Here is a 21,809-nt window from a genome sequence, read left to right as displayed (position 1 = left end):
CCCTCATGGCAATTTGAAGCGCTCTACATATTCGGACCCATGGAACGCTTCCGTTCACTGATGCGCATGACCGCCGTCCGGCTCTCGGCGGTTTACTTTCTGCTCTTTGCCGTCTGCGCGGTGGTGCTCGTCGTCTATGTCACGGCGACCGCATCGACCATCGTCGAGGATCAGAGCCGCGCGGCGATCTCCGAGGAACTCGCCGATCTTGCCGGCGTGTACCAGCAGAGCGGCATCGTCGGCCTCGTGCGCATGATCGATCGGCGCGCCCGCCAGCCCGGCGCCTCGCTCTATCTGGTCACCGACGCCAGCGGCCGCATCATTGCCGGCAATGTTGAAAGCCTGCAGGCCGGCGTCCTCGACGACGCCGGTCCGACGCCGGATGCGTTTTCCTACGAGCGCTATTCCGACGAGCAAGGCCAGCGCTACCACCTGGCGATCGCTGAAGTCGTCAGCCTTCCCAACGGCATGCGCGTTCTGGTCGGGCGCGACCAGAGCGAGCAGGTGCGCTTTCGCGGCGTCGTCCAGAGCGCGCTGATCCTGGCGCTGGCGCTGATGGGGGTCGCCGCGCTGATCGCCTGGTTCTTCGTCGGCCGCAGCGCTCTCAAGCGGCTCGATGGCGTGACCGGGGCGAGCGCCCGGATCCTGTCGGGTGATCTGTCCGAACGCCTCCCGGTGACCGGAGCCGGCGACGAGTTCGACCGTCTGTCGGACAATCTCAACACGCTGCTTGCCCGGATCTCCCTGCTTCAGGAGGGGCTGCAGCAGGTGTCCGACAACATCGCCCACGATCTTCGAACGCCTTTGACGCGGCTTCGAACCCGTGCGGAGGGCGCGCTCTCGGCGCCGCCGAATGCGGGTGAGGCGCGCGAGGTCATGGAGCAGATGATCGCCGAATGCGACCAGATGATCCGCACATTCGACGCGCTGTTGATGATCTCGCGGGTCGAAGCGGGGTCCGATCAGGTGTTGAAGTCCGAGATTGAACTCGCCGCGATCGCCGCCGATGTGGTCGATCTCTACGAGCCCCTGGCCGAAGACGCCAATGCCGAACTCGTGCTCGAAGCGCCCGCAAGCCTGCATGTCTATGCCAGCCGGGAACTCATCGCCCAGGCACTCTCCAACCTCGTCGACAACGCCCTGAAATATGCGACGAACACGGAGCAAAAGACCCGTATCGTGGTTCGCCTGTCGAAGAGCGAGGGAATCTGGTCGCTCGGCGTCAGCGACGACGGGCCTGGGATACCGGCCGAAAAGCGGGACCGCGTGCTCGAACGGTTCTACCGTCTCGACCAGAGCCGGTCGATGCCGGGCTCCGGACTCGGCCTGTCGCTGGTGCAGGCGATCGCCAGGGTGCATGGTGGCAAACTGGTGCTCGAGGACGCCGGCCCCGGCCTTGCCGTCCGGCTGGAGGTGCCGCGGGACGAACGGGTGACGGGCGAGCGAGGCGATGGGTGAGGCGAAGAGGGGACGAACCGGCGACGCAGGCTTTCTGATCGACGGCGAGTTCCATCCGCGCCCGCTCGACGAAGAAACCGCGAAACGTTGGCGTGCGGATCTGCGGGCAAGGGCTGAGGAGCTGCAGCTCTCCCGTCTCGGCGCGCTGCTCGACAGCGATCACACCGATGCCGATCGGCTCGTTGCCATCCTCGACCTCTCACCTCATCTGTGCGCGATTTCGCTTCGCAATCCCGAATGGCTGGAGGAGCTGATCGAGCGCTCTCCGGCCGATCTCACCCGTGAGACGGTCGATCGCGTCGGCGCTCTGCCGGGGCGTGACGACACTGAAAAGACGCTGATGGCCAAGCTGCGCGAGGCGCGGCGGCGGGTGGCGCTGTTTCTGGCCGTTGCAGATGTCTTCGGCGCGGCCGCCCCCGCACAGACATGCCGGGCCCTGTCGGATTTCGCCGCCGCCGCGGTTGCCGCCGCCTGTCGCTTCTGCCTTGCAGACCTTCATGCGAGCGGCAAGATCAGCCTTCCGGATCCGGGCGATCCGGAAAGGGGCTCTGGCCTCTTCGTCCTCGGCATGGGCAAGCTCGGGGCCGAGGAGCTGAACTATTCGAGCGATATCGACATCGTCGTCTTCTACGACGATGCCCGCACGCTGACGAGCGATCCGCTGGATGCGCCGGAGATCCTGTCGCGGCTGGTTCGCCGGCTCTCGCGCATCCTCTCGGAGCGCACCGGCGATGGCTATGTGGCGCGGACCGACCTTCGCCTGCGCCCCGATCCGGGCGCGATGCCTCTGGCCATCTCGACGGCGATGGCGCTGACCTATTACGAAGGTTCGGGGCGCGACTGGGAACGGGCGGCGATGATCAAGGCCCGGCCGATCGCCGGTGACGGCGAGGCGGCTGAGGCGTTCCTGAAGGACATCACGCCCTTCGTCTGGCGCAAATATCTCGACTTTTCCGCCGTCGCCGCCATTCAGGACATGAAGCAGCGCATCGACCGTCATCGCGGCTTCGACGACATCGGCATTGCCGGCCACAACGTGAAGCTTGGCCATGGCGGCATCCGCGAGATCGAATTCTTCGCTCAGGCCCAGCAATTGATCGCCGGAGGACGGGCGCCGAAACTCCGTGTCCGCCGGACCGACGACGCGCTGCGCGCGCTGGCCGCTGGCGGCTGGATCGATCCATCGACGGCGCGGGAACTGACCGACGACTACTGGCTGCTTCGCCGTGTCGAGCATGCCATCCAGATGGTCGCGGACGAGCAGAGCCACACCTTGCCTGAAGAACCGGAAAAGCTGCGTGCCGTTGCGCGGCTTGCCGGCTTCGCCGACGAGACCGCTCTGTCAGCCGCGCTGCTGCCGTGCCTGCAACGGGTCGACCGGCGTTATGGCAAACTCTTCAGCGGGACGCGAAGCGAGGCTTCCGATCACTCCATCGAAGCGGCGCTCAAGCGGCTTTCGGCATCGGGCGACGATGACGAAGCGATCGCCGCCATCGCGGGCTTCGGCTATGAGCGCCCGGCGGACATTGCCCGTGTCGTCCACGGCTGGACGCTCGGTCGCTACCGCTCGACGCGCACGGCGGCGGCGAGAAGTCGCCTGGCCGCCGTGCTGCCGGCCCTGCTCGAGGCGTTCGGCAAGGCGCTCGATCCGGACGCTGCGCTTCTCGCATTCGACCGGTTCCTGTCCGGTCTGCCCTCCGGCATCCAGTTTTTCTCCCTGATCGCCTCGAACCCCAAGATGCTGGAGCTTCTCGCCGACATCATCACCGGCGCGCCGACCCTGCGCGAGACCATCGCGGCGCGGCCGCATGTCTTCGACGCGCTCCTTGACCCGGCCTTTCTGGAGGAGCTGCCCGACCGGGATCTCCTGCGCGACCGCCTTGCGACCTTCATGGGCCTGTCGCGCGACTATGAGGACGCGCTCGGACGGCTTCGGATTTTCGCCTCCGAGCAGCGCTTCCTCGTCGGCGCGCGGATGCTGAGCGGCGTCGTCGATCCCGGGGAGGCGGGCGCGGCCTTTTCCAACATCGCCGACGTCGTTCTGGAAGAGACGCTCGCGGCCGTCGAGGCGGCGTTCGCGGCGGTTCACGGACGCGTGCCGGGCGGGCGCATCGCGATCCTCGGTATGGGCCGGCTCGGCAGCCGGGAGCTGACCGCAGGGTCCGACGTCGATCTCATCCTGTTCTACGATCACGACGAGGACGCCGAGGCCTCAAATGGACAGCGCCCCCTCGCGCCGAGTCTCTACTTCGCGCGGCTGACCCAGCGACTGATCGCCGCGATGACCGCGCCGATGCGCGAAGGCATTCTCTACGACGTCGATTTCCGCTTGCGCCCTTCCGGTAACAAGGGGCCGCTGGCGACCCATATCGACGCCTTCCGCCGCTATCAGGACGGCGAGGCCTGGACCTGGGAGCGCATGGCTTTGACGCGGGCGCGCACCGTTGCGGGGGATCAGAGCTTCATGGTCGAGGTCTCGCAAACGATCCGGGAGATTGTCGCCGCGCCCCACGATCCGGCAAAGGTGTCGAAAGAGGTTGCGGCGATGCGCCAGCGCATCGAGGCGGGCAAGCCCGCTTCCGGGCCCCTCGATCTGAAGCTGCGCCCGGGCGGTCTGGTCGATCTGGAATTTCTGGCGCAGTGGGCGCTTTTGACGGATCGGGCGGATCGCGACCTTTGCGGTGAGCCGACCCGCGCCGTTCTTGAGGCAGCCGACTTCGGAGGCGCTGCCGATGGCAAGGCCCTGGCGACGTCGATGACCGGCCTGACCCGGATCATCCAGTTACTTCGCCTCGGTTCACCCGACGTTCGCAAGGCCGCGGATCTGCCCGCCGGGCTTGCCCGGGCGATCGCCGAGGCGATCGACTTGTCGAACGCCTCGGCGATCGAAGCTTTCCTCGATAAAGAGACGGTCAAGGTCCGCTCGGCCTTCAAGGCCGTGGTCGGCTCTGCCGAAACGTAGGCAGCTCGACCAAGACCGCGTGCCGGCGCCGGGGCACTCGCTTGCCGGCGCATGGACCGACGTTGCGCTCGCCTCTTCTCTGTCGTCTCAAGCGGCGGCGCGCGAGATGCGGGCGGTTCGGCGACGCGTGGTCTTCTTTCCGGGCTGCGCGATCGCGTTCTGGGGCTTTTGCGTCGATGCCGCGAGCGACTCCACGGGTAGGCGCAGACTGACCAGCGTTCCGCTTCCCAGCTGCGAGAGGATGCGCAAGCGTCCGCCGTGAAGCGCGACGAGGGCTTTGGCGATCGGGATGCCAAGGCCGGTTCCGTGGCATTTCGCCCGGACCAGTTCGCTACCGACCTGCGCGAAGGGCATGCCGAGGGTCGCGAGAGCGGACTTCGGGATGCCGGGACCGTTATCGAGGATCGAAAGGCAGGCGGTATCCCCGACCTTTCGCAGCCGCAGCCGGACCTCACCTGCCTCAGGGGCAAATTTCACGGCATTGGAGAGGAGGTTGAGAACCACCTGCGACGTCGCGCGGCGGTCGGAAATCAAGGCGAGCGTCTCCGGCGCCTCGATGGTGAGGGCGATACCCTTTTTGCGCGCCAGCGGCTCCACCATGGCTGCGCTTTCGCGCACGATGTCGCTGAACTCGACCTCTTCCGACATCAGTTCGAGCCGGCCCGATTCGATCGTCGCCATTTCGAGAACGTCGTCGATCATTCTGAGAAGATGGCTGCCGCTCATGTAGATGTCGTCGACATACTCGCCATATCGCTCTCCGACCTCGCCGAATGTCCGCTGGCGGATGATGTCGGAGAAGCCCAGAATGGCATTCAGCGGCGTGCGCAATTCGTGCGACATGTTTGCGAGGAAGGCGGTCTTGGCTCTGGACGCGCTTTCGGCCCGTTCCTTCTCGGCCATGTAGCTGACGTTCAGCTCGCTCAGCTGATGAGCCTTGCGCTCGGCATCTTCCGTCGCCGCTTCCAGCTTCGCGATGGTCGCGAGAAGCTTCTGCTTGGAATCCATGGTCAGGGTTTTGTGATGCTTGATCTGCGTGATGTCGGTTCCGACCCACACGGTCCCGCCATCGACCATGCGCCGCGCGGAGATCAGCAGCCAGCGTCCGTCCGGCATCTGTGCTTCTTCGGCGCTCTCGCCTGGGCCCGCGTCGCCGGAATCGAGAGTGATCGCCCGGATCGGCCGCCGCGCCTTGCGAAGCACCTTGTCGATCGGCGTGCCTGGGGCGACGTCCTCCTCGTCGAGACCGAAGGTCTTGCGGTAGATCGAGTTGCAGATGACCACCTTGCCCTCGCTATCGCAGAGCAGGAAGGTCTCGGAGATGTTCTCGATCGTGTTCTTGAGCCGGTGGTTGGCTTCGTCGGTGCGACGCGCCAGCTCCCGTTGTTCGCTGACATCGACGGCGATGCCGATCAGGTGAATGTCGCCGTCGGCGCCGTGGGTCACATTGGCCCGGCCGCGAATCCAGACATATTCCCCGTCGGCGCGGCGCATGCGGAACATCTGATCGAGGTGGTCGATTCGGCCTTCGGCGACGCTGCGTGCGACATGGAAGAGGCCGCCATCGTCGGGATGCATCAGGGGCGCGATCTCGGAGAAGGGAATGACGCCATCCGTCGGCTCCATGCCGAGGATCTCGTACATGGAGCGTGACCAGTACATCTGACCGCGGCCGATGTCCCAGTCCCACAGGCCGCATTTCCCGCGTGACAGGGCCATGTCGACGCGCTGGTGGGCCTCGGCGAAGAGTCCGCTGAAATTCTCCGCGCGGCGCGACTGGCGGAAATAGGCATTGAGGACGAGAAGCAGGATGGTCCCGGTCAGAACGAAGAGCGAGACGCTGATCGCGGTCTTCTGACGCCAGCCGGCCAGAAAGTCTTTCTCGGGCCAGAACACGTTGATCCGGCCTTCGTCGCTCGGCAATGCAGCCGAGGCGGCGATCGCCCTGTCGCCCATGAAGCCGATGTCGTGGATCCTGCGAGCTTCCTCGACCGCTAGGAGCTCTCTTGGATCCGAGACGAGATTGTAGACGCTCGTGCCGATGCGCGACGCGTCCTCCGGGATGGACGCGAGGATCATGCCGTCCCGGTCGGTGACGAAAAGCAGAACGTTGGCGGGCAGGACCTTACGGTCGGACAGGCCGTTGACGAAGCTCGCAGGGTCGAACGGCGCGCCGTTCGCCGCCATGAGCTTGAGGTTCGTGCTCAAGAGCTCCGTGATCGTCGACAGGCTGTGATTGGCCCCGTCGACATGGATGTATCTGTCGCCGAGCGTGATGCTCAGACGCGCTGCCGCAAGGGTAAGGAGGAAGAGAAGGACGAGAGTGGGAACGACCTTGCGCGAGACGAGAAAGCGAGGGGCGCGCCACTCGGTCGGCTCGTTGCCGTCATCTCCCCGCCAGGGCGATCGGCGCTCCGCGTCGCGCCGCCCGCCGCGCAAGGATCTCAGCCATGCAAGCACACCTTCCCCGTTCGGTGCGCTGGACGCGTCCGCTCGCATCGATGATCCCTCGTTGCCGCATCAAAGACCCGGTATCCGCATTACCGAATCGCAACGAATTGATCAGACACGAATCGCCTTGTCCATAGCTGGCGGACTCGGGTTGGGAAAATTTTCAATGAATACATCGCTCATTTTAGCGAACGATCCACAATATCCTGCAGATCCTTTGAAAGCCCTTTCGTCTCAGAAACTTGACGCAGAGTCTGTTCAAGCTTCGCGCGCCGGCCCGGTTCGAAACTGCGCCAAGCGCGGAACGTGGTCGCGGTTCGCGCCGAAACCTGCGGGTTGATCCCGTCGAGCGCGACGAGCTTTTCTGCGACCCACTCGTAGCCGGCGCCGTCGGCGCGATGAAACGCGACCTGGTTGGCCGCGGCGAAGGCTCCGACGAGCGCGCGCACCCGGTTCGGATTGCGCATCGTGAAGCGCGGATGTGCGGCCAGGCGCTTGACGGTTTCCAGCGTGTCGTGGGCGGGAGCGGTGGCCTGCAGGGTAAACCATTTGTCGAGGACGAGATCGTCCGCCTCGTAGCGTCTGTAGAAATCGTCGAGAGCCCGTTCCGTCTGTGGATCACCGGGGAAACGGTGGGCGAGGATCGCGAGGGCGGCGCTGCGATCGGTCATGTTGGTCGCGGACTGATACTGGGCGATCGCCGGGCCGGGATCGCGGGTGGCGGCGCTGATATAGCCGAGCGCGGCATTGGACAGGGCCCGGCGTCCGGCACTGGCCGCGTCCGGCGAGAACTCCTTGGAAGACGCGAATTCGTCTCGCAGCCGCTCAAGGACGGCATGCCCGGCGGTGCCGATTGCCGCGCGTGCCGCATCGACCACCTCATGCACACGGTCCGGATCGACATTCTCGGCAATCTGTCGGGCGATGTCCGATTCGCCGGGAAGCGCCAGACCCTGGGCCCTGAACGCCGGATCGAGGCCGTCGTCGCCGGCAAGGGCGATGAGCGCCTCGATGACGACCGGCTTGAGAGCCGGCGAGGTGTCGCCGGGAGCCCGCTTTGCCGCCGTTGTCATCGCCTCGGCGACGAGGTCGTCGAGCGCGCGCCAGCGATTGAAAAGGTTCGGGTCGAGCCGGGCGAGGGCGAGCCGGGCGGCCTCGCTCTGCTCGTGGTCCAGCGTGACCGGCGCCGAAAAGTCCCGCAAGATGGACAGATATGGCCGGTCGGGAAGGTCGTTGAACGTGATCGTCGCCTCGCGCCCGGTGAGGACGATGAGGTCGTCCTTGAGCTTCGCCGAGCCCGCGACCTGGCCGTCTGCGACGCTGTCTTCGCCGTTGCCGCCGACGAGCCCGAAGCGCACGGGCAGGACCATCGGTTCGAGGCCGGTTCCGGCCGTGCCGCGCGCAAGGCTCTGTCTGAGCGTCACCTCGTGGCGCCTGGCTTTGGCGTCCCAGCTTTCGGTGACCGTCAGGGTCGGCGTCCCTGCCTGGGCATACCACAGGGCGAATTGCGACAGGTCCGTCTTCGCCGCGTCCTCGAAGCAGGTGATGAAATCCTCGATCGTCGCCGCCTCGCCATCGTGGCGCTCGAAATAAAGATCCATCCCCTTGCGGAAGTCTTGCGGCCCGACGATCGTCGCGATCATGCGGACGAGCTCGGCACCCTTGTCGTAGACGGTGGCGGTGTAGAAGTTGTTGATCTCGCGATATTCCGCCGGGCGGACTGGATGCTGCAGCGGCCCTTGATCCTCGGGAAACTGATGGGCCTTCAGCCGGCGGACCGAGCCGATCCGCTGCACCGTCCGCTCGCGCTCGTCGGCGGAGAACTCCTGGTCCCGAAAGACCGTCAGCCCTTCCTTCAGGCAGAGTTGGAACCAGTCGCGGCAGGTGATCCGGTTGCCGGTCCAGTTGTGGAAATATTCGTGGGCGATCACCGTCTCGACGCCCGCATAATCGGTATCCGTCGCGATGTCCGGGTCGAGCAGGACGTATTTGTGATTGAAGACGTTGAGGCCCTTGTTCTCCATCGCGCCCATGTTGAAATCGGCGATGGCGACCACGTTGAAGACGTCGAGATCGTATTCGCGGCCAAACCGCCGCTCGTCCCAGGCCATCGAGCGCTTCAGAGCATCCATGGCGTAGCCCGCCTGCTCGCTGCGGCCTTTCTCGGTGTAGATGCCGAGGGTGACCTTGCGCCCACTCATGGTGACGAATTCGTCGGCCAGAAGGTCGAGATCGCCCGCGACGACGGCGAAGAGATAGGACGGCTTGTTGAAGGGATCGTCCCAGACGGCGTAGTGCCGGCCGTCTGCGAGCTCGCCGCTGTCGACCGGGTTGCCGTTGCCGAGAAGGACCGGCGCTGCGGCCTTGTCCGCCTCGATGCGCACGCGGTACGGGGCAAGCACGTCCGGGCGGTCGAGGAAATAGGTGATGCGGCGGAAGCCCTCGGCCTCGCACTGGGTGCACCAGATGCCGTTCGAGCGAAACAGGCCCATCAGCTTCGAATTGGCTTCGGGCGCGATCCGGGTTTCGACCGCCAGTTCGAAGCGGCCGCTTTCGGGCAGGCCGCGCACCATCAGCCGGTCGGGCGTCGCCTCGTATGTCTCGGGGGCAAGCGGCGCGCCATCCAGAACAAGGCTCTCTAAAACGAGCTCGTCGCCGTCGAGATGAAGTGGGGCATTCGCCGAGACGCCGGGCCGGCGCTCGAGGCTGAGCCGGGCGAGCACCTCGGCACGGCCTTCGAACAGCTTGAGCGTCATAGCGACGCCGAGAAGGACGAAGTCCGTCGGTCGATAGTCCACAAGTCTCACGGTCTGGCCGTCCTCGGTGCGCTGCATCGTCCTGTCCTTTCGTGCGACTGGCTCGCTCTTGTTGTTCCGCAATGGCCTTCGCCGGTCAGAAGCGCAAGGTCGTCGCCTGATCTCTGTCTTCGCGGGTGAGATCGCCTCGACGCGGCCGTGCCACGGCAATGGGGCCATCGATGCCCTCGACGCCACGTGCGTCTCGCAATAAGTGTTGCAGGTCCGCGGTCATTGAAGTGCCGATCGGTGAACATTCATCGGCAATCGGGTCGCGAAATTCAGTCTGCCGGCATTTGAGCCCTGATGAGTCAGGTCGCCGGGGGGAGCATCGAGAATGACCGTGATGACACCGAAATTCGGCCTGGGCGCCTCCGTCCTGCGCCTCGAAGACGATCGCCTGATCCGCGGCGCCGGCCGATACACCGACGACGAGTCGCGGCCCGGCATGCTGCATGCGGCGGTGGTCCGCTCGCCCCATGCCAGCGCCCGCTTCACCATCGCCGACATCGAGGCGGCAAAGGCGGCGCCGGGCGTCCGTCTCGTGCTCACCCATGCCGACGTCGCCGAGCTCGGCGACATTCCCTGCCTGGGCAAACCGTCGATGGCCGACGGCGCCGAATTTGCCTCGCGCAATGCGCCGGTGCTCTGCAAGGACGTCGTGCGCCATGTCGGCGACGCGGTCGCCTTCGTGGTGGCCGACACCGCGATGCAGGCGAAAGACGCGGCCGAACTGGTGGAGGTCGATTACGAACCGCTCGATGCCGTGGCCGATCTCAAGGCTGTGATGGGCGAGGGGGCACCGCTGGTGTGGCCCGAAGCCGGGAGCAACGTTGCCGGCCGCATACATGTTGGCGACAAGGCCGCCACGCAATCGGCCTTCGAGAATGCCGCCCGGACGGTGAAGATAGAACTCGTCCAGAACCGGCTGGTCTGCAACTATATGGAGGTCCGCTCCGCCATCGGCGAGTTCGTCGAGGACGAGGATCGCTTTCAGCTCACTTCGGGCAGCCAGGGCGTGCATAGCCTGCGGAACACGCTTGCGAACGTCGTCTTCAAGGTCGATCCGTCGAAGATCCGTGTCGTCACGCGCGATGTCGGCGGCGGTTTCGGCACGAAGGCGTTCCTCTACCGCGAATACGCGCTGGTTCTCTTCGCCGGCAAGACGCTCGGACGGCCGGTGAAGTGGACGGCAGACCGCAGCGAGCACTTCGTCACCGACACCCATGGCCGCGACAACATCGTCACCGGCGAGATGGCGATCGACGAGAACGGCCGCTTCACCGGCCTCAGGATCGACATCGCCGCCAATCTCGGCGCCTATTCCTCGCAGTACGGGCCGATGATCCCCTGGTTCGGCATGTCGATGGCGACCGGGCTCTACGACATCCCGGCGATCGACGTCGGCTGCGCCGTCTATTACACCAACACCGTGCCGGTCGACGCCTATCGCGGTGCGGGGCGGCCGGAGGCGGCCTATCTGATCGAGCGGCTGGTCGACAAATGCGCCGTCGAACTGGGCGTCGGCCGCGACGAGATCCGCCGCAACAACTTCATCAAGCCCGAGCAGCTGCCCTACAAGACCGCCTTCGGCCGGCTCTACGACACCGGCGATTTCGCCGGCCACATGGCCGAGGGCATGCGCCGGGCCGACTGGGCGGGCTTCGAGGCACGCCGCGAGACGGCGAAGGCCGAGGGCAAGCTGCGCGGCATCGGCATGGCGACCTATGTCGAGGCCTGCGCCTTTCCCGGCTCCGAGCCCGCCTATGCGGAGCTCACATCCGATGGACGGGTGACGCTGAAGATCGGCACCCAGACGAACGGGCAGGGCCACGAGACGGCCTATGCGCAATTCGTCGCCGAGGCGCTGAAGCTCGACTATGACAGGATCGACGTGCGCCAGGGCGATACCGACGACACGCCGACCGGCGGCGGTACCGGTGGCTCGCGATCGATTCCGCTGGGGGCGGTTTCGGTTCGCCGGGCGAGCCAGGCACTGGCCGAAAAGCTGAAGAAGCTCGCCTCGGACGAACTCGAGGCGGCGGCGGCCGATATCGAGATCGAAGGCGGATTTGCGCGGGTCGCGGGCACCGACCGGGCGATCGACTTCTTCGCCCTCGCAGCCGCAGCCAAGAGCGCCGAGGATCTCAAGGCGATGGGCGAGTTCAAGCAGGACGAATGCACCTATCCGAACGGCACGCATATCTGCGAGGTGGAGGTGGATGAAGAGACCGGCGTGGTCGAGATCGTCGCCTACACCATCGTCGACGATTTCGGCGTAACGGTGAACCCGGCGCTTCTCGCCGGCCAGATCCATGGCGGCGTCGCCCAGGGCCTTGGCCAGGCGCTGCTCGAAGATACGGTCTATTCGGTGGACGGCCAGCTCGTTTCAGCAAGCTTCATGGACTATGCCATGCCGCGAGCCTGGGACCTGCCGATGTTCGACTTCAAGACCCGCAACGTGCCCTCTACGACCAACGCCCTCGGCATCAAGGGCGCCGGGGAGGCCGGGACGATCGGTGCCGCGCCCGCCGTGATGAACGCGGTTGCCGATGCGCTGCGGCCGGCGGGCGTCGGCCATATCGACATGCCGGCGACACCTTCGCGGGTCTGGGACGCGCTGCAGGCCGCCGGCCGCGCCTGATTCCGACGGCCACGGCCGGCACCATCCTTCGACGAGGCGGCGAGAAAAGGCGCCATGTCGTTGGTTTTGTAACCGTTCGTTAGGGCTTTCGGTTCACCACTTCTGATATCGTCGCGCGGCCGCCATCTTTGGCGTTCCCTGCCGGCGACATCTTTCCGATCGAAGAGAGGTGCCTTGGCGCGCTGAGGCGCGAGGGCAAGAATGAGATCATGGCGATGTCGCCGCCCACCGATCCGAACCCGACACTCGGGATCGGACTGAAATGCATTTCCGTCGTCGTCTTCGTGGGAATGCAGACCCTGATCAAGACGGTCGGGGAGGAAATACCGGCGGGCGAGGTGGTGTTCTTCCGGTCCTTCTTCGCGCTCGTCCCGGTCGCCATCTATCTCGCATGGCTGGGTGACCTCAAACACTCGCTGACGACCGACGATCTGTCGGGCCATCTCCTGCGCGGCCTCATCGGCGTGACATCGATGATCCTCGGGTTTTTCTCGCTGGCCCGGCTGCCCTACCCGGAATGGATCTCGATCTCCTACGGCGCACCGCTCCTGACCGTCGTCTTCGCGGCGGTGTTCCTGAAAGAGGTCGTCAGGGCCTATCGGTGGACCGCGGTGGTGATCGGTCTTGTCGGCGTCTCGGTTGTGACGGCGCCCAATCTCAGCCTCCTGTCGGCCGGTGGCGGGATCGGCGGAGCGGAAGCGCTGGGAGCGCTCGGGGCGCTTGGCTCGGCCTGTTTTGCCGCGGTCGCGATGACCCAGATCCGGCGCCTTGCGCAGAAGGAGAAGACGGCGACCATCGTCGTCTACTTCTCGCTGACATCATCCCTGATCGCGCTGGTATCGCTGCCTTTCGGCTGGGTCCTTCCGTCGACGCTGGAGGCGGCGAGCCTCATCGCGGCGGGTCTCCTGGGCGGGATCGGCCAACTGCTGCTCACCGCCAGTTACCGATACGCCGACACCTCGACGATCGCGCCGTTCGAATACACCTCGCTCATCCTTGCCATCGCCATCGGCATATTCCTGTTTGGCGACGTTCTCGAATGGACCACCGTCGCCGGCAGCGCGATCGTTGTCGGAGCCGGCATCTTCATCATCTGGCGCGAGCATCGCCTCGGCATCGAGCGCCGCAAGGCGAGGCGGGTCTGGCCCCCCGGCGGAAGCTGACCTTCAGGCGCTATGCAGCGTCATCTCTGTGTCATCACCCTTCTATAGCGAGACCTGGAATTCTTCCAGAATACGGTCGCATGATCGTGTCCGGACGAGCATCGATCCAATGTCCGCGAGGGGTAGTCATGCAAGATCAGAACTGCGAACGAAACGTCTTCAAGACCAGCCGGCTCGAAGAAGCCGACGGCGACGGTCTCAACCCGACCAACAACCGCACCATGGGCGAGATCATCGCCACGCGCTTTTCCCGGCGCGGTTTCCTGCGCGGTTCGATGGCCGTGACCGCGATCGCCGCCACCGTCAGTCCGGCGGCGCTGATGACCGCCGAGAAGGCCAAGGCGGCCGAGGGCGGCTCGAAATTCACCTTCACCGAAGTCGAGGCCGGCGTCGATCAAACCCACCATGTCGCTGAGGGCTATGACGCCGACGTCCTGCTGCGCTGGGGCGACGGCCTGTTCCCGGATTCGCCGGAATTTGATCCGACGAAGCAGACGCCGGAAGCCCAGGCCCGGCAGTTCGGCTACAACAACGACTATGTCGGCTTCATTCCGATCGACGGCTCATCTGAGCACGGGATGCTCGTCGTCAATCACGAATATACGAACGAACATCTGATGTTCCCGGGCATCGTCACCGTCAAGGACGGTCAGGCGGAGGTGGCTCCCGCCGATCAGAAGCGCGTCGATATCGAGATGGCCGCCCACGGCGGCACCATCGTCGAGATCCGTAAAGAGGGCGGCAAGTGGCAGGTTGTGCGCGATGGCGCCAACAACCGCCGCATCACCGCGACGACCGAAATGGAGCTGACCGGTCCCGCCGCCGGCCACGACCGTTTGAAGACCTCCGCCGACGCGACCGGCAAGAAGGTCTCCGGTACGGTCAACAACTGCGCCGGCGGTGTCACGCCCTGGGGGACATACATCATGGCCGAGGAGAACTTCCACGGCTACTTCCTCGGCGAGTTGCCGGAGGGAAATCGCGAGGCGGAGAACTACAAGCGCTACGGCGTGCCGAACGGCTCCTACGAATGGGGCAGGTTCCATGACCGGTTCGACCTGTCCAAGGAGCCCAACGAGCCGAACCGCTTCGGCTGGGTGGTCGAGGTCGATGTGGACGATCCGAACTCCGTTCCGAAAAAGCGCACGGCGCTCGGCCGCTTCAAGCACGAGGGCGCCGACAACATCGTCTCCAAGGACGGCCATGTCGTCTTCTATCTCGGCGACGACGAGCGGTTCGACTACGTCTACAAATTCGTCACCGCTGGAACCTACAATCCGGATGATCGTGCCGCGAACATGGACCTTCTCGACGAGGGCACGCTCTACGTTGCGAAGTTCGAAGACGACGGCAGCATGGAGTGGCTTCCGCTGACCCATGGCGAGGGTCCGCTGACCGCCGAGAACGGCTTCGAGAGCCAGGCCGACGTTCTGATCGAAACCCGCAAGGCGGCCGATCTGCTCGGCGCGACGCCCATGGACCGGCCGGAAGACATCGGCCCCGACGGCAATACGGGACGCGTCTATGTGATGCTGACCAACAATACCAAGCGCAAGGATCCGAACGCGGCCAACCCGCGCGCCGACAACGCGTTCGGCCACATCGTCGAGATTGCCGAGGACGGTGGCGATTTCGCCGCGACCAAGGGCACGTGGGAAATCCTCGTCAAGTGCGGCGATCCCTCCGTGGCCGAGGTCGGCGCGACCTTCTCCACCGAGACCACCAAGGACGGCTGGTTCGGTATGCCCGACAACTGCGCTATCGACACGGACGGCCGCCTCTGGGTCTCGACCGACGGCAACTCGCCAAAGGACACCGGCCGCACCGACGGCCTCTTCGCGGTCGATACCGATGGTGAGGCGCGGGGCACCTCCAAGCTCTTCTTCCGCGTGCCGATCGGTGCGGAGATGTGCGGCCCGCTGCCGACGCCGGATCTCACCACCTTCTTCGTCGCGGTTCAGCACCCTGGCGACGGCGGCGAGGACTGGGAAGGCTTCGGTCGTCCGTCCTATTACGAGGACCTCTCCACCCGTTGGCCCGACTTCAAGGACGACATGCCGGTGCGTCCGTCGGTTCTCGCCATCACCAAGCAGGGCGGCGGCAAGATCGGCGTCTGATCGACGCATCGATGAGCCGGGCGATCGTCACGAATCGCCCGGAGCTTGGACCGGCGAGCATCGCTGGCGAGCAGGTGGGTACAATGACAACGGCCGCCCGGGAGACCAGGCGGCCGTTGTCGTTCATGCGCTGCGCGCCGGTCTCAGCGGATGATCAGTGCCGGGACGGTGCAGCGGCGGATGATCTCGGTGGTCGTCGAACCGACGATGAAGTTGCGGATGCGCGAATGGCCGTAGGCGCCCATTACGACGAGGTCGATGCCGCCATGCTCGACCTTCTTGCCGATCAGCTCCTCCGCGTCTCCTTCCTCGGTAAAGACCGAAACCTTGTAGCCGGCCGTGCGCAGACGTTTTTCCGCTTCATGCAGCCGATGGCCCGCATCCCCGCTCGGTTCGCCGACCATGAACAGCTCGCAAGGCACGTCCTTGAGGAGCGGGCTTGCGAATAGCCGTTCGATGATCTGCTGCGAACTCTTGCCGCCGTCGAAGGCGACGAGGAATTTCTCGATCGGCTTGAAGGCTCTGGAGGTCACCAGCAGCGGACGTTTCGCCGAGCGGGCGACCCGCTCGAGATTCGAGCCGAGATGGCCTTTGGCGAAATCCGCCGCCTCGCCGCGCTTGCCGACGACGACGATCCGAGCATCCTCGGAAAGCTCCGACAACGTGTCGGCAATGTCGCCATGCCGCAGCTTGCTGGTGACGTCGGAGACGCCGTCGGCCTTCAGGCGTTCGAGCGCTTCGTCGATCAGAACACGCCCCCGTTTGAGGGCGATCTTGGCGCGCTTCTCGTCAAGCTCGGAGAGTTCGCCCATCAGCGCGGAGCGCTCGTCCGCGTCGAGATTGCCCGACATGTCGAAGGCGCCGCCGCCCGCTTCGCGCCGGCCGATCGCGTGGACCACTTCGACCTGCGCACCAAGCCGCTTTGCGGCCCATGCGGCGTGGTCGACGACGCTCTCGCGATAGACCGATCCGTCGACGCAGGCCAGGATCTTTTCCATGTGTTCCTCCCCTGGAATGACCGCCATGGGAACCCTTGCTTTTTCTTGAGTGCTTTATCGGCGGGCGCCCGGCAGCGACGGTAGCAGATACGCCGGCCGGATGTCGCCTTTGCCGTTCAATGGGCGCCGAGCTGGTCGAGTGCGCCCGGCTTGTCGTGGATGGCGATCTTGTCGACCAGCGTCGCGCTCGCTTCGTTGAGCCCGCGCAGTTCGACTTCCGCGCCTTCGCGGCGGAATTTCAACACCACCCGGTCGAGCGCGCCGACGCCGGAAAGATCCCAGATATGGGCGGCACCGACGTCGATGATCACCTTGTCCAGCGCCTCCTTGAAGTCGAACGAGCCGGCGAAGCGTTCGGTCGAGGCGAAGAACACCTGCCCCTCGACCCGGTAGGTGCGCGTGAGGCCGTCATCCGAGAGAACCGACGTCACGCGGAAGATCTGGGCAACCTTGGAGGCGAAGAATACGCCCGACAGCATCACGCCGATGACGACGCCGATGGCGAGATTATGCGTCCACACGACCGCCACCACCGTCGCCAGCATCACCACGGAGGAGCGACGCGGGTGGTCCTTCAGATTGATGATGGACGACCAGGAAAAGGTGCCGATCGAGACCATGATCATGATGGCGACGAGGGCGGCCATCGGGATGATCGCGACCCAGTCGCCGAGGCCGACGATCAGGATCAGCAGGAAGATGCCGGCGCAGAAGGTCGACAGCCGTCCACGGCCGCCGGACTTCACGTTGATCACCGACTGGCCGATCATCGCGCAGCCGGCCATGCCGCCGAAAAAGCCGGTGACGAAGTTGGAGATGCCCTGGCCGACGCATTCGCGGTTCTTCCGGGAGCCGGTGTCGGTGAGATCGTCGACGATCTGTGCGGTCATCAGCGATTCGAGCAGGCCGACAACGGCGATGCCGGCCGAATAGGGAAGGATGATCAGCAGTGTGTCGAGATTGAGCGGCACGTCCGGCAGAAGGAAGAAAGGCAGCGAATCCGGCAGCTCGCCCATGTCGCCGACCGTCCTCAGACCCATGTCGAAGGTCAGCGAGATCGCCGTCAGAACGACGATGGTGACGAGCGGGGAAGGGACGGCCGTCGTGATCTTCGGGAACAGATAGATGATCGCAAGGCCTGCGGCGACCATCACATAGGTCATCGGCGGCACGTCGATCAGCTCGGGCAGCTGCGCCATGAATATGAGGATGGCGAGCGCGTTGACGAAGCCGGTCATCACCGAGCGCGAGACGAACTGCATGGCGTTGCCGAGCTTCAGAACGCCGGCGACCATCTGCAGGATACCGGCAAGTATCGTTGCGGCGAAGAGATATTGCAGGCCGTGATCGCGCACCAGCGTGACCATCAGGACTGCGGTGGCGGCGGTCGCGGCAGAGATCATGCCGGGGCGCCCGCCGGTAAAGGAAATCAGCACGGCGATCGAGAAGGAGGCGTAGAGCCCGACCTTCGGATCGACGCCGGCGATGATCGAAAAGGCGATGGCTTCGGGAATGAGGGCCAGGGCAACGACGAGGCCGGCGAGAACGTCGGCACGCACATTGCCGAACCACTCGCGGCGGAGTGTTTCAATACGAGTCATGGATATCTTCAGCTTGCGCGGAGAAAAACGCCCCGAACCGGGGCAACGCAAATTTTCAAAGGTTGGCCGGGGGATCGGCGCCCGGCATAGCCACCCAATTCAATGGGTCCTTGGTCCGTCTTTTTGACATCTCGCAGATGCGAGATCAAGTCCGGGTGACGCGACAAGCCGCCCCGCAAGTCGGTATACGGGGCTCGACATGGAAACGGGCGAGCCAGAGGCCCGCCCGTTCTCACATGATCGGAAAAAGACGAAAGCTATCGTGCCGGCTTGCGATCATCGATGGGCTGACGCTCGCGAACGCTGCCGGTTTTACGACAAAAAGCGTGCGCCGCACCATCGATGGCCTGTCAGACCATGCCGCAACCGGTCTTTGGCAGTCACCGAACGGGTCACGCTACCGTCAGGCCGCCTCCCGACCGGTGTCCTCCGCATCGACCTCTTCCGCTTCGGCTTCCAGGCTCGCCTCGGCCCGCGGGTCGAGGCTGAAGCTCGCCGGTGTCTGGACGCGGGCGAACGGAATGGTCTGGAAGTCCGCCCTCTCCTCGGCCGGGATCGCGATACGGCGGAAGGTCCGGTAGAAGGCATAGGCAGCATAGATCGCCATCGCCGAACCCATCGCCTGGAAAAGGCCTCCTGGCCCGCCGACGTCCATCAGGAAAGCGGTGTAGATGGGGCCGATCATCGTTCCGATGCCGTAAAGGATGAGAAGGCCACTCGAGACCTTCACGAAGTCGGCGTCGGCGGCATAGTCGTTGGCGTGGGCGACGGCGAGGGAATAGGCCGGATAGATGATCCCGCCGAGGACGAAGGCGATGCAGAACAGCGCAAAGGGCTGCGCGCCCGCGAGGTAGACGCCGGTGATCGCGGCGCCAACGCCGATGATGCCTGCCACAGTCATGACATAGCGACGGTCGGTCTTGTCGGAGATGCGGCCGAGGGGGATCTGGAAGATCGCGCCGCCGAACATCGCCGAGACCGTCAACGTCGCGATGTCCGTGGTGGTCATTCCGGTCTGCTGGCCGAAGACCGGCGCCATGTTGCCCCAGCCCGCCGACAGGATGCCGGCAAGGACGATGCCGACAGCCGCCACCGGCGAATTGCGGAAGAGCATCAGAACGTCGATCTTCACCGTGGCGATCGGTGCCGGTGATTGTGCACGCGACAGCGCGGTCGGGATCACCGCCAGCGCGAAGAAGATGGCGCAAAGCATGAAGGGAACCGGCAGGCCCGGATTTGTCAGCGGCATGGCGTATTGACCGCCCATCATCGCCGCCATGGTGACGATCATGTAGACCGAGAAGATCGTTCCGCGGGTCTCGTTGGTGACCCGCTCGTTCAGCCAGCTCTCGATGACCATGTAGCTGCCGGCCAGGGCGAAACCGGAGAGCGCGCGAAAGACGATCCAGGCCGTCGAATCCACCATCAGGCCGCAGAACAGGATCGAGATCGCCAGAAGCGCCGACAGGCTCGAGAAGGTGCGCACATGGCCGGCGCTCTTGACCATGCGCGGAATGACCACGCAGCCGAAGGTGAAGGCGAGGGCGTAGGACGTGCCGAAGGCGCCGATCTCGTAGCTCGACCAGCCTTCGATCGAGCCGCGCACGGGCAGGAGAATGCCCATCAGGCCGGCTCCCGCCATCATGAAGAAGGTCGAGGTGAGGAGCGCTGCGATCGGCAGGAGATGCATGGGAGGCTCGCGCGGAAGGAGGGGCAAAAGGATCGGTGACGGACAGAATCGATCCGGCGTGCCTTAAGGCGTCGCCGCCGATTTGGCGAGAGGTCCTAAGCGCGCAATGTTACGCTTTTCAGGCAGCCGATTTCGCTGATCGAAAAATGCCGGCTGTTCCCATTTGCATGGTGAAGGCCGTCGGGCCTGCCTGGCTCGCTTCGCTATGCGGGAGGCCCGGCACGCGGCCTTCGCCGCGCCTCGAGCCGACACCTGCCGTGATCGTGAATGACGCTCACCGAAAGCCCTCAGCTCCCGACGGCGCCCAGCTCTTCCAGTTTCGCCTTCAGGGCCAGGAGATCGCGCCAGGCGAGGGCCTTCTGCGCAGGTTGGCGCAGGAGATAGGCCGGATGCAGCATGGCGATGGCCGGGATGGTCGCATCGGGCGACAGGTCGAAGCTGTAGGCCTGCCATTTGCCGCGGATCCTGAGGATGCCCTCATTCGCGCCCAGGATCGCCTTGGCCGCGGGCGAGCCGAGGCACACGATGACCTTCGGCGCGACGAGTTCGATCTGTCGCTGAACGAAGGGCAGGCAGACCAGAGTCTCGGCCGGCGTCGGAGCGCGGTTGCCGGGCGGGCGCCAGGGCACGGTGTTGGTGACGCGAACGTTCTCGCGCTCGATGCCGATCGAAGACAGCATCCTGTTCAACAGCTGGCCGGAGCGGCCGACGAAGGGAACGCCGGCGACGTCCTCGTCACGGCCGGGCGCCTCGCCGATGAGCATCAGATCGGCGGTGTCGGGCCCGTCGCCGAAGACGGTGTGCTTGGCGGTGATCTTCAGATTGCAGCCATCGAAGGATTCCAGAAGCTGATGCAGCTCTTCTAGGGTTGCCGCGCTCGTCGCCCGTTCGCGGGCGTCCGCGACGGCGATGTCGTCGGGGATCGCGACGCGGGTGGAGGGAAAAGCCGAATCGCTGTTGCCATTCCCGTTGCCATTGGCGCTGGCGCCGGGGCGGCTCTCCGCCGGCGCCGGGCGATTGCGTGCCTCCCGCCCCTCTGCCGCGCGGTCGTGAGGCTGCGACGCTCCCGGGCGTGGCTCGGCATCGCGCATCTTCGCCTTGCGCCGCTCGACCTCGGCGGCGGTTTCGGCAAAGCGGTCGCGCGGGGCGTCGAGGAGCAGTGTGTCGATCCCCGCCTCGCGATACCAGGCGAGCATGGCCACGGCGGCGTCTCGGGTCAGGCGGGGCGTGTCTTCGAGCATGGCTGAAGTCCTACCCGATCCAAGCCTTGAATGCAGCCTGTTTCAATGGCCGAGCGTCGAGGAAAACAGGTTGATGACGAGAACGCCGGCAACGATCAGGCCGAGGCCGAGAAATCCCGCGGCGTCGATGTGAACGCGGAACCAGAAGAGATCGATCATCGCCAGCAGCGCGATGCCGCAGCCCGACCAGATCGCATAGACGATGCCGACCGGCATGCTGCGCAGCGGCAGGGACAGGAAGTAGAAGGCGAAGGCATAGAAGACGAGGGTGAGCAGCGATGGCCACAGCCGCGTGAAGCCGTCAGCCGATTTGAGCGCGCTGGTGCCGATGACCTCGCAGACGATGGCAACGCCGAGATAGATCGCATTCATCATCAAACTCCGCCGCGGGTCAGCTACTTCGAGGCCGTCCCCTACCATTCCTGCCCGCGTCGGCGTCAATGGCCCGCCCTTGGCGAAAGGCCTGATCCGAGGAATTCCATCGACCTTTGCGTCCAGGGGACTAGAACTCTTCGAAACGAGGCGGCTAAAACGGCTGGGTGCGTCTTTGCGGGATACGGGATCCGGCCGTTCGAACCGACAAGGCAGGCGGCGGGCCGAGACGGCTGGCGAATTCGAGACTTTGCAAGGGAGACGACATTGAGCGAGGCAGCCGAGACGAACGGACACGAAGTCCCCGAACGGGAATC

12 protein-coding genes and 1 other annotated feature are annotated in these 21,809 nt (G+C 65.1%); of the genes, 5 read left to right on the top strand and 7 right to left on the bottom strand.

The genetic code is table 11. The annotated features are described in order from the left end of the window. Positions 1–39 precede the first annotated feature (39 nt). The gene (locus tag J6595_RS04055; protein WP_209593168.1) at positions 40–1,458 is read left to right on the top strand and encodes a sensor histidine kinase; all 1,419 of its coding nucleotides are present in this window, start codon (positions 40–42) and stop codon (positions 1,456–1,458) included. Next, positions 1,451–4,420 carry a bifunctional [glutamine synthetase] adenylyltransferase/[glutamine synthetase]-adenylyl-L-tyrosine phosphorylase gene (locus J6595_RS04050; RefSeq protein ID WP_209593167.1) on the top strand — a complete coding sequence of 990 codons (2,970 nt, stop codon included), beginning with the start codon at positions 1,451–1,453 and terminating at the stop codon, positions 4,418–4,420. Before J6595_RS04055 ends, J6595_RS04050 begins: the two co-directional genes overlap by 8 nt. An 87-nt stretch (positions 4,421–4,507) precedes the next feature. On the opposite strand, the gene J6595_RS04045 is transcribed toward J6595_RS04050, so the two are convergent. Together J6595_RS04045 and pepN are read right to left on the bottom strand one after the other, a co-directional pair. After that, positions 4,508–6,919, bottom strand: coding sequence for a sensor histidine kinase (locus J6595_RS04045; RefSeq protein ID WP_209593166.1), 2,412 nt, complete (start codon positions 6,917–6,919; stop codon positions 4,508–4,510). A 131-nt stretch (positions 6,920–7,050) separates the two neighbouring features. Beyond that, positions 7,051–9,705 (bottom strand): aminopeptidase N, encoded by a 2,655-nt coding sequence (gene pepN / locus J6595_RS04040; RefSeq protein WP_209593165.1) that lies wholly within the window; start codon positions 9,703–9,705, stop codon positions 7,051–7,053. Between the two features lie 298 nt (positions 9,706–10,003). Here pepN and J6595_RS04035 point away from each other — a divergent pair, with 298 nt between their 5' ends. The 3 genes from J6595_RS04035 to J6595_RS04025 all read left to right on the top strand — a co-directional run bounded on the left by J6595_RS04035 (position 10,004) and on the right by J6595_RS04025 (position 15,590). Then, on the top strand, positions 10,004–12,310 hold the full coding sequence (locus J6595_RS04035) for a xanthine dehydrogenase family protein molybdopterin-binding subunit (protein WP_209593164.1): 2,307 nt from the start codon (positions 10,004–10,006) through the stop codon (positions 12,308–12,310). A gap of 209 nt (positions 12,311–12,519) precedes the next feature. Then, positions 12,520–13,473 carry a DMT family transporter gene (locus tag J6595_RS04030; RefSeq protein WP_245197601.1) on the top strand — a complete coding sequence of 318 codons (954 nt, stop codon included), beginning with the start codon at positions 12,520–12,522 and terminating at the stop codon, positions 13,471–13,473. Positions 13,474–13,601: 128 nt separating this feature from the next. Continuing rightward, a complete protein-coding gene (locus tag J6595_RS04025; protein WP_209593163.1) occupies positions 13,602–15,590 on the top strand; it encodes a PhoX family protein in 1,989 nt (662 codons plus the stop codon). Between the two features lie 143 nt (positions 15,591–15,733). On the opposite strand, the gene J6595_RS04020 is transcribed toward J6595_RS04025, so the two are convergent. The 5 genes from J6595_RS04020 to J6595_RS04000 all read right to left on the bottom strand — a co-directional run bounded on the left by J6595_RS04020 (position 15,734) and on the right by J6595_RS04000 (position 21,495). Then, a complete protein-coding gene (locus J6595_RS04020) occupies positions 15,734–16,588 on the bottom strand; it encodes a universal stress protein (protein ID WP_209593162.1) in 855 nt (284 codons plus the stop codon). Positions 16,589–16,704: 116 nt separating this feature from the next. Continuing rightward, positions 16,705–18,189, bottom strand: a complete 1,485-nt coding sequence (locus J6595_RS04015; RefSeq protein ID WP_209593161.1) for a SulP family inorganic anion transporter — start codon at positions 18,187–18,189, stop codon at positions 16,705–16,707. Positions 18,190–18,249: 60 nt separating this feature from the next. Next, positions 18,250–18,302 (bottom strand) — a sequence feature (sul1 is cis-regulatory element that is thought to sense ions involved in sulfur or methionine metabolism; They are found in Alphaproteobacteria). Between the two features lie 290 nt (positions 18,303–18,592). Further along, on the bottom strand, positions 18,593–19,879 hold the full coding sequence (locus tag J6595_RS04010; protein WP_209593160.1) for an MFS transporter: 1,287 nt from the start codon (positions 19,877–19,879) through the stop codon (positions 18,593–18,595). Between the two features lie 287 nt (positions 19,880–20,166). Continuing rightward, positions 20,167–21,120, bottom strand: a complete 954-nt coding sequence (locus J6595_RS04005) for a uracil-DNA glycosylase (protein WP_209593159.1) — start codon at positions 21,118–21,120, stop codon at positions 20,167–20,169. 42 nt (positions 21,121–21,162) lie between these two features. Continuing rightward, positions 21,163–21,495, bottom strand: a complete 333-nt coding sequence (locus J6595_RS04000) for a DMT family transporter (RefSeq protein WP_209593158.1) — start codon at positions 21,493–21,495, stop codon at positions 21,163–21,165. Positions 21,496–21,809: the final 314 nt, after the last annotated feature.

It is taken from the genome of Jiella mangrovi, assembly GCF_017815135.1.
GTDB lineage: Bacteria > Pseudomonadota > Alphaproteobacteria > Rhizobiales > Rhizobiaceae > Jiella > Jiella mangrovi.
Note: the sequence above shows the minus strand (reverse complement) of the source record. Positions and strands in the feature narration are given on the sequence as shown.